Here is a 13,381-nt window from a genome sequence, read left to right as displayed (position 1 = left end):
TCCCTCCGCTACGGGCGAACATCCATGCCCGGCGAAACGCTCCCGCACGCCCCTTCACAAGGAACTCTGTGCGGTTGCGTGAACACCCAGCGTAACTCCGGGGGTCTTTTGACGGTTGCTCCTTGCATGGTTCCCACCGTCCCCGCCCCCCGTCGGCCGTCCGATCCGGGTGATCCGGTCGATCCGGTGTGCCGGTGGTACGAGAACGAACTGGGCTGGGCGGCAGTGCCCGGGCCGCCGGTACGGCTGGTCACGGGGCTGCGCTTCGACGTCCTGGAGGTGCCGGCGGAGGCGGGATTCCCGGCGCTGCGGCATCTGGGACCGGCTTCCCCGGTGGTGCTTCACGGGGAGCGGATGCGGCTGCTGGTGGCCGCGGGGAGCGCGGAGGAGCTGCCGGGGCTGCTCGACTGGCTGGAGTGGGGCGCTCTCGCGCTGGATCTCACGGCGATCGGCGCGGGCGGAAGCATCGAGGCTCCCCCGCCCACGGCCGGTCCGGAAACAGCCAGTGGCCCACGAGGGGCCGTCCGCTGGCTGCGGCCCCCGGAGCCCGGCCGCGCGGTGGAACCGGCGTTGCCGACACTGTCGGCGCTGGGCGGTGGGGCCGCCGGCGGGGGCGTTGGGGGCGCCCCCGATCTCGTACGACTGGTGCAGACGATGGCGACGCAGTGCCATCGGGTAAGACTGCGGCGAGCGCGTGCTCAGCCGTTGGCCTTCTCGTAGGCCTCGCGAATGGTCGCGGGAACACGGCCGCGGTCGTTGACCTCCAGGCCGTTCTCCTTTGCCCAGGCGCGGATGAGCGCGGTGTCCTGGGCGCCGCCGGAAGCGACGCGGGCCTTTCCGCGTCCGCCCGAAGCACGGCCACCGGTACGACGGCCACCCTTGACGTAGGCGTCGAGAAGGCCACGGAGCTTGTCCGCATTGGCGGTCGTGAGATCGATTTCGTACGTCTTGCCGTCCAGCGCGAACGTCACGGTCTCGTCCGCCTCGCCACCGTCGAGGTCGTCGACAAGAAGGACCTGAACCTTCTGTGCCACCGGATTTCCTTTCATCGATAACTTCAAGGGCAAGGAGGGCCCCGCGGCGTCCGCCGTTTCGCCGTCCCTTGTTATATGCAGTACTGCAGTACGTCGGAAAGCAAACCGCTTTTGCCGGAAAAACACAAACCCCTGGCAGGGACTCAGTGGACTCGGCCCGCCCGGAAACGTGCGCGTTTCGGACATAGGGAACGTGGGCAACGCACTCCGCCGGAATAGCCGGTCGCGATCACAGATGCAGAAGCATCCGACTGTTGCCCAAGGTGTTCGGTTTCACTCGTTCGAGACCGAGGAACTCCGCGACGCCCTCGTCATAGGAACGCAGGAGCTCGGCGTAGACATCGGTGTCGACGGGTGTCTCACCGATCTCCACGAAGCCGTGCTTCGCGAAGAAGCCGACTTCGAAGGTCAGACAGAAAACCCGCCGAACACCGAGCCAGCGGGCGGTCTGGAGCAACTTCTCCAGCAACTGATGACCGACGCCCAGGCCCTTGACCGTGGGGTTCACCGCGAGAGTGCGGACTTCCGCGAGGTCTTCCCACATCACGTGGAGGGCGCCGCAGCCGACCACCTCGGCGTTGTCGTCGCGTTCCGCGACCCAGAACTCCTGGATGTCCTCGTAAAGGGTGACGGTGGCTTTGTCGAGCAGGATACGGCGGCGCACGTTCGCGTCGAGGAGTCGGCGTACGGCCGGGACATCGCTGGTCCTGGCCCGCCGGACGGTGACGGCTTTTGCGCTGACTTCGGGATGCTCCGCCGGAAGCCCTGCCGGAACCTCCGCGGGATGCTCTGCTGACATGAGCGGACGCTATCGCCCGGAGGCGTCCCCGTCAGCGGCGGGGTTCTCCTCGGAGGGCTCGGGCGCCGGTGGCCTTTCGGCGGCTTCGGGGGCTCGCGGTTCCGGCCCTTGCACCATGCGTACGGCATCGCTGAGGGCCACGCGCTGTTCCGCGCTCATCATCCCGAAGAAGGCGACGAGAGCGGCCGCCGGGTTGTCGCTCTGCGACCAGGCGTCGTTCATCAGGGCCGCCGAGTAGGCGGCCCGTGTGGAGACCGCCTCATATCGATAGGCCCGGCCTTCCGCCTCGCGGCGGACCCAGCCCTTCTGATGGAGATTGTCCAAAACGGTCATCACCGTGGTGTAGGCGATGGACCGTTCCTGTTGAAGGTCTTCCAGGACTTCCCGAACGGTCACCGGGCGGTTCCACTTCCACACCCGCGTCATGACCGCGTCTTCGAGTTCTCCCAATGGGCGAGGCACAGTTCAGAACAATAGTGGGAGAGGGGCAACAAAAAGGGCGTACGACTCGAAGGACGCAGGAAACGTCCGAGTCGTACGCCGTGACGGCGGGGCCGGTGCGGTGCGGGCCCGCACCGGGGGATGCCGGCGGGAGCCGCGCGGGCCCCCCGGGGATCAGGCCCCGGAGTCCTTGGGGGCCGAGGTCTGCTGGGCGGACTCCACGCGCGCGAGCGCGGCGTCGACGGCCCCGTCCTCCTTGGCCTTGTTGGCCCCGCCCTGACTCTTCACGATCGTCACGATGAGCCCGATGAAGAACACGGCCATCACTACCGGGGGCACGAGCGCGGAGACGTAGTCCATGCCACCAGAGTAGCCAGCGGGCACCGTTGGGCTCAGCCGGGGTCCGTGACGGCGCCTAGCCCGCGGCGAGGTGCTGCGGCGGGTCCGCCGGAGGGGGGCCGGGCTTGCGCCGGGGCGGGAAGACCTCGCCCGGGGTGGGGATCGGCCGGTCCGGGCGGGGCGACCGGGCCGGCGGCTGGGGCTGCGGCCTCGGCTCGGGCCTCCTGTCGGGCTCCTCGGCCGCGCGGCCGCCGGGCAGGGCCAGCAGACGGGTGCGGGACGGGGGGACCGGGACGACCGCGCGGCCCGCGAGCCGGGCGCGCACGTCCTGCTCGGCGAGGACCCGGCAGCGCTCCAGGAGAGCGGCGGCCGCGGGGTTGCCGCGCAGCGCGCGCAGCGCCGCGAGGTCGTCGGGGTTCGGCCGGTATCCGGAGGCGAGGACTTCCTCCAGGAGGGCCAGATAGCCGGCGACGGTGCCCGGCAGGGCGGCCCGGTAGCGGGCGAGATCGGCCACCAGGAAGGCCCGGAGCCTGGCCCCCTCGTGGGCGGCCTCGTCGACGGACTCGGCGAGGCGGAGGCAGTCCTGGACGTCCTCGGCCGAGACGGGGCTGGGGTGCAGGGCGAGGGCGAGGGCACGGCGGAGCACACGCAGCTCCTCCGCACCGAACGCCATGCCGCCGTGGGATCCGTAGGGCGTGGGCATGGGGCGACGATACGTGCTAATCAGACAAAATCCGCATAGCGGAAGAAATGTGGCGCGTCCTGCTATGGCCGGGGGCGCGTCCTGCTGTGACCGGGGGCCGAGTGCCGGGCGCCCGGTACGGGGCCGAGTCCGGGACAGGGGCAGGGGCAGGATCCGGGGCAGGGCCCGGGTGCGGGTCCGGGTGCCGGGGCGGGGTGCGGGTGCCGGGTGCGGGTGCCGGGTCTGGGTCCGGGTGCCGGAGCCGGGTGCGGGTGCGGAAGCCGGGTGTGGGGCCAGGCGCCGGGCGCCGGGGTCAGAGGCCGGATCCGGGCGCCGGGGCCAGGTACTGGCTGGGGAATTCCGTTCGGGAATCCGGAAACGCGTCGGCCCCGGCGGAGCGGAAACGGAAAGGGCCCCGCGGACGCGGAGCCCCTTCGATGCCGGCTGCCCGCCGCACGCGGGCGGGTGTCACATGCGCGAGACGTTCCGCTCGTACACCAGACGCAGCCCGATCAGCGTCAGCCAGGGCTCGTGCTCGTCGATCACCGAGGACTCGCCGAGGACCATCGGGGCGAGTCCACCGGTGGCGATGACGGTGACGTCCTCGGGGTCGTCGGCGAGCTCGCGCGCCATCCGGTTCACGACCCCGTCGACCTGGCCCGCGAACCCGTAGATGATGCCGGACTGCATCGCCTCGACGGTGTTCTTGCCGATCACCGCACGCGGCCGGGCCACCTCGATCTTGCGGAGCTGCGCGCCCCTGACGCCGAGGGCCTCGACGGAGATCTCGATGCCGGGCGCGATGACACCGCCGATGTACTCGCCCCGCGCGCTGACCGCGTCGAAGGTGGTCGCCGTACCGAAGTCGACGACGATCGCCGGTCCTCCGTACAGCTCGACGGCCGCCACGGCGTTGATGATCCGGTCGGCGCCGACCTCCTTGGGGTTGTCCGTCAGGATCGGCACGCCCGTCTTGACCCCGGGTTCGACCAGCACGGCGGGGACATCGCCGTAGTAGCGCCGCGTCACCTCGCGCAGCTCGTGCAGCACGGACGGCACGGTCGCGCAGATCGCTATGCCGTCGATGCCGTCGCCGAGCTCCTCGCCGAGCAGCGGGTGCATGCCCATGAGGCCCTGGAGCAGCACGGCGAGTTCGTCGGCGGTGCGGCGCGAGTCGGTGGAGATCCGCCAGTGCTCGACGATCTCCTCGCCGTCGAAGAGACCGAGGACCGTGTGGGTGTTGCCCACGTCGATGGTCAGCAGCATGGCCGGGGTTACTCCGCCGCTCGCAGGTCGAGGCCGATGTCGAGGATCGGGGAGGAGTGCGTGAGCGCACCCACCGCGAGGAAGTCGACGCCCGTCTTGGCGTAGGCCGAGGCGTTGGCGAGGGTGAGCCGGCCGGACGCCTCCAGCAGGGCACGGCCGGCAACGAGGGCGACCGCCTCCTCGCACTCGACCGGGGTGAAGTTGTCGAGCAGGATCAGGTCGGCGCCCGCGTCCACGACGTCGCGCAGCTGGTGCAGGGTGTCGACCTCGACCTCGACGGGGACCTCGGGGAACATCTCCCGTACGGCCTTGAAGGCCTCGGCCACGCCGCCCGCGGCGACCACGTGGTTGTCCTTGACCAGCGCGGCGTCGGACAGCGACATGCGGTGGTTGACGCCGCCGCCGCAGCGCACCGCGAACTTCTCCAGGGAGCGCAGGCCCGGCGTGGTCTTGCGGGTGTCCCGCACACGCGTGCCGGTGCCCTCCAGGGCGTCCGCCCACGCGCGCGTGGCGGTCGCGATGCCGGACAGGCGGCACAGGAGGTTCAGGGCGCTGCGTTCGGCCGTGAGCAGGTCGCGGGTGCGCGTGGTGACGCTCAGCAGCTTCTGGCCGGCCTCGACCAGGTCGCCGTCCTCGACGTGCCGCTCGACCTCGAACTCGTCGGTGCAGACCACGGACAGGACGGCCTCGGCGACGCGCAGGCCCGCGACGACGCCCGCGTCCCGGGCGGTGAAGTCCCCGGTGGAGACGGCGTCCTCGGGGATGGTCGCGACGGTCGTCACGTCCACGCCGTGGTCGAGGTCCTCCTGGATCGCCACGTTCGCGATGTCCTCGACCTCCAGGGGGTCGAGCCCCGCGTCGGCGAGGAGCTGGGCCAGAGCGGGATCGAGACCGCACTCCAGGTACGCCTCGTCCATGTCTGCGCCGCAGCCGCAGCCGTCGCCGCAGCCGCCGCTCTCGGCGAGGGGAAGGTCGTGGGTGCTCACTTCGGTCACTGCTCCTGGGGACGGGACGGGGGCGCCGGGTGGGGCTGCCGGGATGTCGGGGGGAAGTCTGCGGTATCGGTGGTGCGCACGGCGAGGGTCCGGTCGGGATTCAGCCGTACGACGATGTGACGGCGCCACTCGTCGTCCCGGTCGGCGTGGTCCTCCCGCCAGTGGCAGCCGCGGGTCTCCTCGCGCAGCAGGGCGGCGGCGACCAGGACGCGGGCCACGCACAGAAGGTTGGTGGCCTCCCAGGTGTCGACGCCGGGCTCGGAGGTCTTGCCGTTCTCGTCGAGGGCGTCCCGCGCGTCGGTGTGCAGCCGCTGGAGCTGTTCCGCCGCGGCGGCGAGGGACTCGGCGGAGCGCAGCACTCCGGCGCCGCTCGTCATGATCCGCTGGATCGCGAAGCGGGTCTCGGGGGCGAGCAGCGGGTGCGCGGGCGTCTCGGGGTGCGGCACCGGCTGGGGCACGCGTGCGTGCAGGCCGTCCTCGGCGTGGCGCGCCGCGATGTCGGCGGCGATCCGCTCGGCGTAGACCAGGCCTTCCAGCAGCGAGTTGGAGGCGAGCCGGTTGGCGCCGTGGACGCCCGTGCAGGCGACCTCGCCGCACGCGTACAGGCCGGGGACCGTGGTGCGGCCCCGGGCGTCGGTGCGGACGCCGCCGGAGGCGTAGTGGGCGGCCGGGGCGACCGGGACGGGCTCGGTCACCGGGTCGATGCCGTTGGCGCGGCAGGCGGCGAGGATCGTGGGGAAGCGGTGCTCCCACATGGCGGCGCCGAAGTGCCGGGCGTCGAGGAACATGTGCTCGGCGTCCTGCTCCAGCATGCGGCGCGTGATGCCCTTGGCGACGATGTCCCGGGGCGCCAGTTCGGCCAGCTCGTGCTGTCCGACCATGAAGCGCACGCCGTCCGCGTCGACCAGGTGGGCGCCCTCGCCGCGTACCGCCTCGGAGACCAGCGGCTGCTGGCCCTCCGCGTCGGCGCCGAGGAAGAGCACGGTCGGGTGGAACTGGACGAATTCGAGGTCGGAGACCTCGGCGCCCGCGCGCAGGGCGAGGGCCACGCCGTCGCCGGTGGAGACGGACGGGTTGGTGGTCGCGGAGTAGACCTGGCCCATGCCGCCGGTCGCGAGGACCACGGCGGGGGCGTGGACGGCACCCACGCCGTCGTGCTGGCCCTCTCCCATGACGTGCAGGGTCACACCCGCGGTGCGGCCCTCCGCGTCCGTCAGGAGGTCCAGGACGAGGGCGTTCTCGACCGTGCGCAGGCCGCGCGCGCGGACCGCCTCGACGAGGGCCCGGGAGATCTCGGCCCCGGTCGCGTCGCCGCCCGCGTGCGCGATGCGGCGGCGGTGGTGGCCGCCCTCGCGGGTGAGTTCGAGGCCGCCCTCGGAGGTCTCGTCGAAGTGGGCGCCGGTCGCGATGAGCCGGCGGACGGCGTCCGGGCCCTCGGTGACGAGGATGCGCACGGCCTCCTCGTCGCACAGGCCCGCGCCCGCGACCAGGGTGTCGTCCAGGTGCTGCTCGGGGGTGTCGCCCTCGCCGAGCGCGGCGGCGATGCCGCCCTGCGCCCAGCGGGTGGAGCCGTCGTCGAGGCGGGCCTTGGTGACGACGACGGTCCGCAGCCCCGCGGCCTCGCAGCGCAGGGCGGCGGTGAGCCCGGCGACGCCGGAGCCGACGACCACGACGTCCGCGCTCAGGGCCCAGCCCGGGGCGGGCGCGTGCAGGCGTATGCCGGTTCCGGTGGCGGTGTCTGAACCTGTGCCTTTGCCGGTCACGAGGCGGCTCCGAAGGTGAGGGGAAGGTTGTCGATCAGCCGGGTCGTCCCGACCCGGGCGGCGACGGCGAGGACCGCCTCGCCGGTGAAGTCGTCCGGGACCTCGGTGAAGTCGTCCGGGTCGACGAGAGCGAGATAGTCCAGGACCAGCGGCGGCCGCAGGCGGGCCGCCTCGTCGAGGACCAGCCGGGCGGCCGAGCGGACCCCGCCCGGCCAGCCGGGGACGGCCTTGGCGACGGCGTGCGCGTCGGCCGCGGCCCGGGACTCGCCTATGGCGCTGAGGGCTTCGGCGCGCTCGCGCGTGGCCGGCACCTCCAGGGCCCGCGCGCGCAGTGCCTCCTGGGCGGCGTGCCGGTCCCGGCCGGCGAACAGGGCCTGGGAGAGGGCGAGCGCGGTGCGCCGCTCCTCGGCCGAGAGGTAGCGGTTGCGGCTGGAGAGGGCGAGCCCGTCCTCCTCGCGCACGGTGGGGACGCCGGTGATCTCCACGCCGAAGTTCAGGTCCCGTGCCATGCGCCGGATCAGGGCGAGCTGCTGGGCGTCCTTCTGGCCGAACAGGGCCACGTCGGGCCGGGTCAGGTGCAGCAGCTTGGCGACGACGGTGAGCATGCCGTCGAAGTGACCGGGCCGCACGGAACCCTCCAGGCGCTCGCCCATCGGTCCCGCGGAGATCCGGACCTGGGGCTCGCCGCCGGGGTAGACCTCGTCGACGGACGGCGCGAACACGACGTCCGCGCCCGCCTGTTCGGCGATCTTCAGGTCGGCGTCGAGCGTGCGGGGGTAGCGGTCGAGGTCCTCGCCCTGGCCGAACTGGAGGGGGTTCACGAAGACGGTGACGACCACCTCGCCGCCGTCGCCGACGATCTCGCGGGCGGTGCGGATCAAGGTGGCGTGGCCCTCGTGGAGGGCGCCCATGGTCATCACGACGGCTCTGCGGCCGGTCCTGGCCCGCGCGGACAGTTCGCCGGCGGTGCGCAGCAGGGCGGTGGTCATCGGGTGTCTCCCTCGGTCCCCTGGGTCGCGTCCGTCCCGGCGGCGAGTACCCCCAGGAGGTCCTCGGCGAGTTCGGGCTTGAGCAGTCCGTGGGCGAGCGCGCGGTCGGCGGTCGCGCGGGCCATCGCCAGATAGCCGGCGACGGTGCCCGGGGCGTGCCTGCGCAGTTCGGCGACGTGCGCGGCGACCGTGCCCGCGTCCCCGCGCGCGACGGGTCCGGTCAGGGCCGCGTCGCCCGACCTGAGCGCGTTGTCCAGGGCGGCGCCGAGGAGCGGGCCGAGCATGCGGTCGGGGGCCTCGACACCGGCGGTGCGCAGCAGTTCCATCGACTCGGCGACCAGGGTCACCAGGTGGTTGGCGCCGAGCGCGAGGGCCGCGTGGTAGAGCGGCCGGGACTCCTCGGCGATCCACTCGGGCTCGCCGCCCATCTCGATCACGAGGGCCTCGGCGGCGAGCCGGAGCTGCTCGGGGGCGGTGACGCCGAAGGAGCATCCGGCGAGCCGCTGGACGTCCACGGCGGTGCCCGTGAAGGTCATCGCGGGGTGCAGGGCCAGCGGCAGCGCGCCCGCCCTGAGGGCCGGGTCGAGCACGCGCGCGCCGTACCGTCCGGAGGTGTGCACCAGGAGCTGTCCCGGGCGGACGGCGCCCGTCTCGGCGAGTCCTTCGACGAGGCCGGGGAGCGCGTCGTCGGGAACGGTCAGCAGGACGAGGTCGGCGCGCTGGAGGACCTCGGCCGGGGACAACAGCGGGACGTCCGGCAGGAGCTGTGCGGCCCGCCGCCTGGAGGCGTCGGAGACACCGGAGACGGCCACCGGGCGGTGTCCGGCGAGCTGGAGCGCGGCGGCGAGCGCGGGTCCGACGCGGCCGGCGCCGACGACGCCGACGGTCAGCCGCGCGGGGCGGTCCTTGGGCTCTGGCTGGGGGTACGTACTCACGCGACGGCGGCCTTCCGTTCCAGTCCGCTCGGGGTACCGGACGATTTCTCGTCATGTTAACGCGATTGGTCCGGGGGGAGCCCGGCCGTCCACAGGCTGTGGGTTTCCGTGCGCCGCGACACCGCCGGGGTCCCGGGCCGGGTGACCGGGATTTCCACAGGTCACCGGCGTGCGGAATTGGAGGTGACCGGCCGGGTCCGCTCGGGACATGATCCTGGGATGAGCGATACGGCGGCACGAAGCGGTGCGGACAGCGGTACGGACCCCGCGGAGCGGGGCGGGAGCGGCCTCGCGGGGCAGGGCGGGAGCGGCCTCGCGGGGCAGGGCGGGAGCGACCCCGCGGGGCAGGGCGGGGAGGGGGCGGCGGGACTGGCCCCCAAGGAGCGGTTCGAGCGGCGCGTGGCGGCCTGGAAGGCGGCCGGGCGGGTCCTGTGGCGGCCCGGCTACCAGCTGACGCTCCGTGAGCGCCTGGCGTGGCTGAACGAGGGCGCCGGCGACGTGTCCGACCTCGACGGGCGGGTCGACATGTACGGCGACGGCCTCGTCGAGACCCTGGAGGAGCGGGTCGCCGAACTGCTGGGCACGGAGGCGGCGGTCTTCTTCCCGACCGGGACCATGGCCCAGCAGGTCGCCCTGCGCTGCTGGGCGGGCCGCACCGGGAACCCGACCGTGGCCCTGCACGCCCTCAGTCACCCCGAGGTCCATGAACGGCAGGCGTTCAGCCAGGTCAGCGGTCTGCGCCCGGTCCGTCTGACGGACGAGCCCCGGATGCCGACCGCCGAGGAGGTACGGGACTTCCCCGAGCCGTTCGGCGCGCTGCTGCTGGAGCTGCCTCTGCGGGACGCCGGTTTCGTCCTGCCCACCTGGGAGGAGCTCACCGAGGTCGTGGAGGCGGCCCGGGAGCGGGACGCGGTGGTCCACATCGACGGGGCCCGGCTGTGGGAGTGCGCCCCGCACTTCGGCCGTTCCCTGGAGGAGATCGCCGGTCTCGCGGACAGCGTGTACGTCTCGTTCTACAAGTCGCTCGGCGGGTTCGGCGGTGCCGCCGTCGCGGGACCGAGGACGCTCGTCGACGAGGCGAAGACCTGGCGGCACCGGTACGGCGGCATGATCATCCAGCAGTTCCCGACCGTCCTGTCGGCGCTGATCGGCCTGGAGCGGGAGCTGCCCCGGCTGCCGGAGTACGTCGCCCACGCGCGCGTGGTGGCCGGCGCCCTGCGCGAGGGCTTCACCGAGGCGGGGGTCCCCTGGGTCCGTGTCCACCCGGAGGAGCCGCACACCCACCAGTTCCAGGTCTGGCTGCCGTACGACCCGGACGTCCTCGGGGACGCGGCGCTGCGGCAGGTCGAGGAGACCGGGACGGGCCTGTTCGCCCAGGGCTGGAACCGGGGCGGCCCGGGACTCGCGTACACCGAGGTCACGGTGGCCGAACCGGGGCTGGAGTGGACGGCGGAGGACGTGAAGGCGGCGGCCCGCGCGTTCGTGGGCATGCTGCCGGACCGGAAAGCCTCGTAGGACGGGGGCTCGCGCGGCCCCGCATGGGACCGGGGCTCGTGCGGTCTCTCCTAGGACGCGAATCCTGGAAGGCGCGGCACGGGGTCCGGGCGGGGCGGGCCGGGCGGGCGCTGCGGGTCTCAGTGGGCCGGCCGCCCGTGCAGCCAGCGGGTCAGGGCTCCGCGCAGGCGGCCGTGGGCCGGACGTCCGGCCACGACGGCGCGGAACCGGCGGTGGTCACGCACCGCGCGCGCGGTCTCCCAGTCGTGGCTGCCGGGTGCCGGAGGAGCGGCCTCCCCGTGCTGCGAGGACCGGTAGCTGTCCAGGAAGTACTGCTGGGTGATGCTCATGACCGACCGCCTCTCGGGAGAGGGATGGGGTCCGAAGGCCCCGTGCGAACTGCCCGGTCGTCCCAGGTTGCGCCTGATCACAGCGGCTGTCGCTCCGATTGACGGCCGTCGTCAATCGGCGGCGGCCGCTGTCGGTGGCGGGGTGCACCATGGGGGCATGAGCGTGCACATCGACATCGGCGGCCTGCGGCCGGAGCGGGTCGCCGTCGTGCCCTCGCCGCTCGCCGAGCTGGGGATGGCGCTGCACGCACTGGCGGAACCGGGGCACCACCCCGGGCTGCAGGGCTGGACGACGGGGGTGACCGCCGGGCTCGACGCCCATCTCGCGGACCGGATGTGCGAGGCGGACTTCCTGTGGCGTACGACGTTCTCGGACCTGTTCCTGCCGTGCGCGGGCGTGCCGGGCGGGGCCTCGGTGCCGGGCGCGACGCTCGCCGAGGACCTGGATCTGCTGGACAAGCTGACCGACGAGCAGTTCGTGGACGCGGCCCTGGAGTTCACCTGCGCGCTGGCCTACGGGACCGAAGGGCCGCACGCCCTCTCCGATCCCGAGGTGCGGCGCCGCGCCGTGGATCTGGCCGCCTCGCGGGGACCGCAGCAGACGCGGTTCACGGAGCGGCTGCTGGTGGACCCGCCGGGCGTGCGGGCCTGGCTGCGGCAGTTCCTGGAGGACTGCGACGAGGCATTCTTCGCCGAGACCTGGTCCCGGCTGCGCCACCCGCTGGCCGCGGAGGCCCGCCACAAGACGGACCTGCTGCGGCACAAGGGACTGTCCGAGGCGCTGGCGTCCGTCTCCTCCGCCCTGTCCCTGGACGAGGCGGCGCGGATCATCACCGTCGACAAGCTGACCGAGGGGAACACGAGGGTCACGGCGGACGGCGGTCTGCTGCTGGTCCCCACCAGCCTCGGCCGTCCGCACCTGATGGTGCTGCACCGCTATCGGTGGCAGCCGGTGCTGCACTACCCGGTCAGCTCCCCCGAACTCGCCGCTCCGCCTTCCGTCGAGCAGCTCACCCTGCGGATGGCCGCCCTGTCGCACCCGGTCCGGATGCGGATCTGCCGTCACCTGGCCCGCAGCGCGTACACCACCGGCGAGCTCGCCCAGGTGCACGGCATGACCGCGCCGGAGATATCCCGGCATCTGAGCGTGCTCAAGAAGGCGGGTCTGATCACCACGCGGCGGCGCGGGCGCTATGTGCTGCATCAGCTGGACGTCGGTGTGGTGGCCCGGCTGGGCAGCGACTTCCTGGAGGGGATCCTGCGCTGAGGTGCGCCGCCCCGGGTTCGGTCCGGTGGGTGGGTCGGGGCCGCGCCGGTGCATCAGGCCGCCGCTGTCGGGCAGAGAAGTGACCGTTAGTGGCGACGGCCACCGATGTACCGGCACGTCCCCTTCCGCCGGATCCCGACTGCGGGTGCGAGATCCGTCCGCACGGGCAACGTTTCGGGCGTGGGGCAAAATCCAGCTCCGGCCGACGAAGCTTCCAACCCCTGCCGGGAACATCCAGCCCCGGCCAGCAAAAGTCCAGCCCCTCCGGCGATTGAGGAGCGGGGTCTGGGGCGGAGCCCCAGGCACGGGACGGGTAGGGGCGGAGGGGGCGAGAGACGGTGGTGGCGCTGGCCCGGGGGCCGGTCAGTCGAGGCGGATGTGGCGCACGCTCGTGCGTGCCCGCCGCAGGCGTCCGCGCAGGGCACCGTCACGGTTCGGCGCGAGCGTCAGCCCCGCGAGGACGGCTATCCGGTCGGCGGTCCTGGCGACCGTGGTCTCGTCGGTCCAGAGGTGCTCGGCGAACTCCGGCTCCCTCAGCCGCTCCAGGCAGTGGTCGAGCCGCCCCACGGCCCAGCTCTCGCGCCGCAACGGGGCGTTCTTCCCGGCGACATGGCCCACGAAATGCCCGAAGCCGCGTTCGCGCAGCCGCCGCAGGACGGTCTCGCGCTCGGCGAGCAGCGTGAAGTGCCGTACGTCGTGGCCCCGTTCACGCAGCAGCCCGACCGTCTCCGCGAAGTACACGGGGTTCGTGATCGTCATGGGGGCGATGACGACACCGTCCCGCTTGCCGAGCGCGAGGTCCAGCACCTCGACCACACCCCGCCGCCAGGACACCAAGTCCTGGAAGTCCCCGCGGAGTTCGGGCGGCAGCATGCGGTGCAGGCCGAAGCCGGCGTGTTCGGGGTCGCAGATGACGCTGCCGGGCAGCCGGCGCCGGATCTCGTGTGCGGTCTGTGTCTTGCCGCCCCCGAAGGGCCCGTTGATCCACAGGAGCATGCGCAGACCCTAGTGCGCGCCGGTCACGTCC

General features: G+C 73.0%; 15 protein-coding genes. 3 read left to right on the top strand and 12 right to left on the bottom strand.

The features are described from left to right. Positions 1-126: 126 nt before the first annotated feature. Entirely contained in the window at positions 127-720 is a 594-nt protein-coding gene (locus ACFYYF_RS18145) for an SCO3374 family protein (RefSeq protein ID WP_388776688.1), read from the top strand. On the opposite strand, the gene ACFYYF_RS18140 is transcribed toward ACFYYF_RS18145, so the two are convergent. From ACFYYF_RS18140 to ACFYYF_RS18095, 10 genes are all read right to left on the bottom strand, one after another. Further along, positions 699-1,034: an Lsr2 family protein gene (locus ACFYYF_RS18140; protein ID WP_361684743.1), complete on the bottom strand. Its 336-nt coding sequence runs from the start codon at positions 1,032-1,034 to the stop codon at positions 699-701. The genes ACFYYF_RS18145 and ACFYYF_RS18140 overlap by 22 nt on opposite strands. 229 nt (positions 1,035-1,263) lie before the next feature. Further along, on the bottom strand, positions 1,264-1,833 hold the full coding sequence (locus ACFYYF_RS18135; protein WP_361684745.1) for an amino-acid N-acetyltransferase: 570 nt from the start codon (positions 1,831-1,833) through the stop codon (positions 1,264-1,266). 9 nt (positions 1,834-1,842) lie between these two features. Continuing rightward, positions 1,843-2,295 carry a BlaI/MecI/CopY family transcriptional regulator gene (locus ACFYYF_RS18130; protein WP_361684747.1) on the bottom strand — a complete coding sequence of 151 codons (453 nt, stop codon included), beginning with the start codon at positions 2,293-2,295 and terminating at the stop codon, positions 1,843-1,845. A 153-nt stretch (positions 2,296-2,448) separates the two neighbouring features. Beyond that, positions 2,449-2,634, bottom strand: coding sequence for a hypothetical protein (locus ACFYYF_RS18125; RefSeq protein WP_388776684.1), 186 nt, complete (start codon positions 2,632-2,634; stop codon positions 2,449-2,451). 55 nt (positions 2,635-2,689) lie between these two features. Next, complete coding sequence (locus tag ACFYYF_RS18120) at positions 2,690-3,286, bottom strand: hypothetical protein (protein ID WP_388776786.1); 597 nt, start codon at positions 3,284-3,286, stop codon at positions 2,690-2,692. A 477-nt stretch (positions 3,287-3,763) separates the two neighbouring features. After that, entirely contained in the window at positions 3,764-4,561 is a 798-nt protein-coding gene (locus ACFYYF_RS18115; protein ID WP_361684753.1) for a type III pantothenate kinase, read from the bottom strand. Between the two features lie 8 nt (positions 4,562-4,569). Further along, on the bottom strand, positions 4,570-5,547 hold the full coding sequence (gene nadC / locus ACFYYF_RS18110; RefSeq protein WP_361684755.1) for a carboxylating nicotinate-nucleotide diphosphorylase: 978 nt from the start codon (positions 5,545-5,547) through the stop codon (positions 4,570-4,572). A gap of 5 nt (positions 5,548-5,552) precedes the next feature. Next, a complete protein-coding gene (locus ACFYYF_RS18105; RefSeq protein WP_388776681.1) occupies positions 5,553-7,319 on the bottom strand; it encodes an L-aspartate oxidase in 1,767 nt (588 codons plus the stop codon). Further along, complete coding sequence (gene panC / locus ACFYYF_RS18100; protein ID WP_388776678.1) at positions 7,316-8,308, bottom strand: pantoate--beta-alanine ligase; 993 nt, start codon at positions 8,306-8,308, stop codon at positions 7,316-7,318. The genes ACFYYF_RS18105 and panC overlap by 4 nt, the downstream gene beginning before the upstream one ends. Beyond that, the gene (locus ACFYYF_RS18095) at positions 8,305-9,243 is read right to left on the bottom strand and encodes a Rossmann-like and DUF2520 domain-containing protein (protein ID WP_388776676.1); all 939 of its coding nucleotides are present in this window, start codon (positions 9,241-9,243) and stop codon (positions 8,305-8,307) included. The genes panC and ACFYYF_RS18095 overlap by 4 nt, the downstream gene beginning before the upstream one ends. A gap of 219 nt (positions 9,244-9,462) precedes the next feature. Between ACFYYF_RS18095 and ACFYYF_RS18090 the strand changes: the two genes are divergently transcribed. Further along, positions 9,463-10,758: a threonine aldolase family protein gene (locus ACFYYF_RS18090; RefSeq protein WP_388776674.1), complete on the top strand. Its 1,296-nt coding sequence runs from the start codon at positions 9,463-9,465 to the stop codon at positions 10,756-10,758. A 119-nt stretch (positions 10,759-10,877) separates the two neighbouring features. Here ACFYYF_RS18090 and ACFYYF_RS18085 read toward each other — a convergent pair whose 3' ends face one another. Continuing rightward, positions 10,878-11,087, bottom strand: a complete 210-nt coding sequence (locus ACFYYF_RS18085; RefSeq protein ID WP_365479636.1) for a hypothetical protein — start codon at positions 11,085-11,087, stop codon at positions 10,878-10,880. A 157-nt stretch (positions 11,088-11,244) separates the two neighbouring features. Between ACFYYF_RS18085 and ACFYYF_RS18080 the strand changes: the two genes are divergently transcribed. Continuing rightward, positions 11,245-12,354: a DUF5937 family protein gene (locus ACFYYF_RS18080; protein ID WP_361684767.1), complete on the top strand. Its 1,110-nt coding sequence runs from the start codon at positions 11,245-11,247 to the stop codon at positions 12,352-12,354. A 363-nt stretch (positions 12,355-12,717) separates the two neighbouring features. On the opposite strand, the gene ACFYYF_RS18075 is transcribed toward ACFYYF_RS18080, so the two are convergent. Continuing rightward, the gene (locus tag ACFYYF_RS18075; RefSeq protein WP_388776671.1) at positions 12,718-13,350 is read right to left on the bottom strand and encodes an AAA family ATPase; all 633 of its coding nucleotides are present in this window, start codon (positions 13,348-13,350) and stop codon (positions 12,718-12,720) included. Between the last annotated feature and the right edge of the window lie 31 nt (positions 13,351-13,381).

The sequence above is a fragment of the Streptomyces sp. NPDC001914 genome, assembly GCF_042891215.1.
In the GTDB taxonomy this organism is placed as follows: domain Bacteria; phylum Actinomycetota; class Actinomycetes; order Streptomycetales; family Streptomycetaceae; genus Streptomyces.
The sequence above is the reverse complement of the archived record's forward strand: the minus strand, read 5'-3'. Positions and strand labels throughout refer to the sequence as shown.

Coding starts and splice junctions, on each gene's coding strand:
- ACFYYF_RS18135 (WP_361684745.1), bottom strand. CDS start 1,833: ATGTCAGCAGAGCATCCCGCGGAGGTTCCGGCAGGGCTTCCGGCGGAG.
- ACFYYF_RS18085 (WP_365479636.1), bottom strand. CDS start 11,087: ATGAGCATCACCCAGCAGTACTTCCTGGACAGCTACCGGTCCTCGCAG.
- ACFYYF_RS18115 (WP_361684753.1), bottom strand. CDS start 4,561: ATGCTGCTGACCATCGACGTGGGCAACACCCACACGGTCCTCGGTCTC.
- ACFYYF_RS18080 (WP_361684767.1), top strand. CDS start 11,245: ATGAGCGTGCACATCGACATCGGCGGCCTGCGGCCGGAGCGGGTCGCC.
- ACFYYF_RS18075 (WP_388776671.1), bottom strand. CDS start 13,350: ATGCTCCTGTGGATCAACGGGCCCTTCGGGGGCGGCAAGACACAGACC.
- panC (WP_388776678.1), bottom strand. CDS start 8,308: ATGACCACCGCCCTGCTGCGCACCGCCGGCGAACTGTCCGCGCGGGCC.
- ACFYYF_RS18120 (WP_388776786.1), bottom strand. CDS start 3,286: ATGGCGTTCGGTGCGGAGGAGCTGCGTGTGCTCCGCCGTGCCCTCGCC.
- ACFYYF_RS18125 (WP_388776684.1), bottom strand. CDS start 2,634: ATGGACTACGTCTCCGCGCTCGTGCCCCCGGTAGTGATGGCCGTGTTC.
- ACFYYF_RS18145 (WP_388776688.1), top strand. CDS start 127: ATGGTTCCCACCGTCCCCGCCCCCCGTCGGCCGTCCGATCCGGGTGAT.
- ACFYYF_RS18090 (WP_388776674.1), top strand. CDS start 9,463: ATGAGCGATACGGCGGCACGAAGCGGTGCGGACAGCGGTACGGACCCC.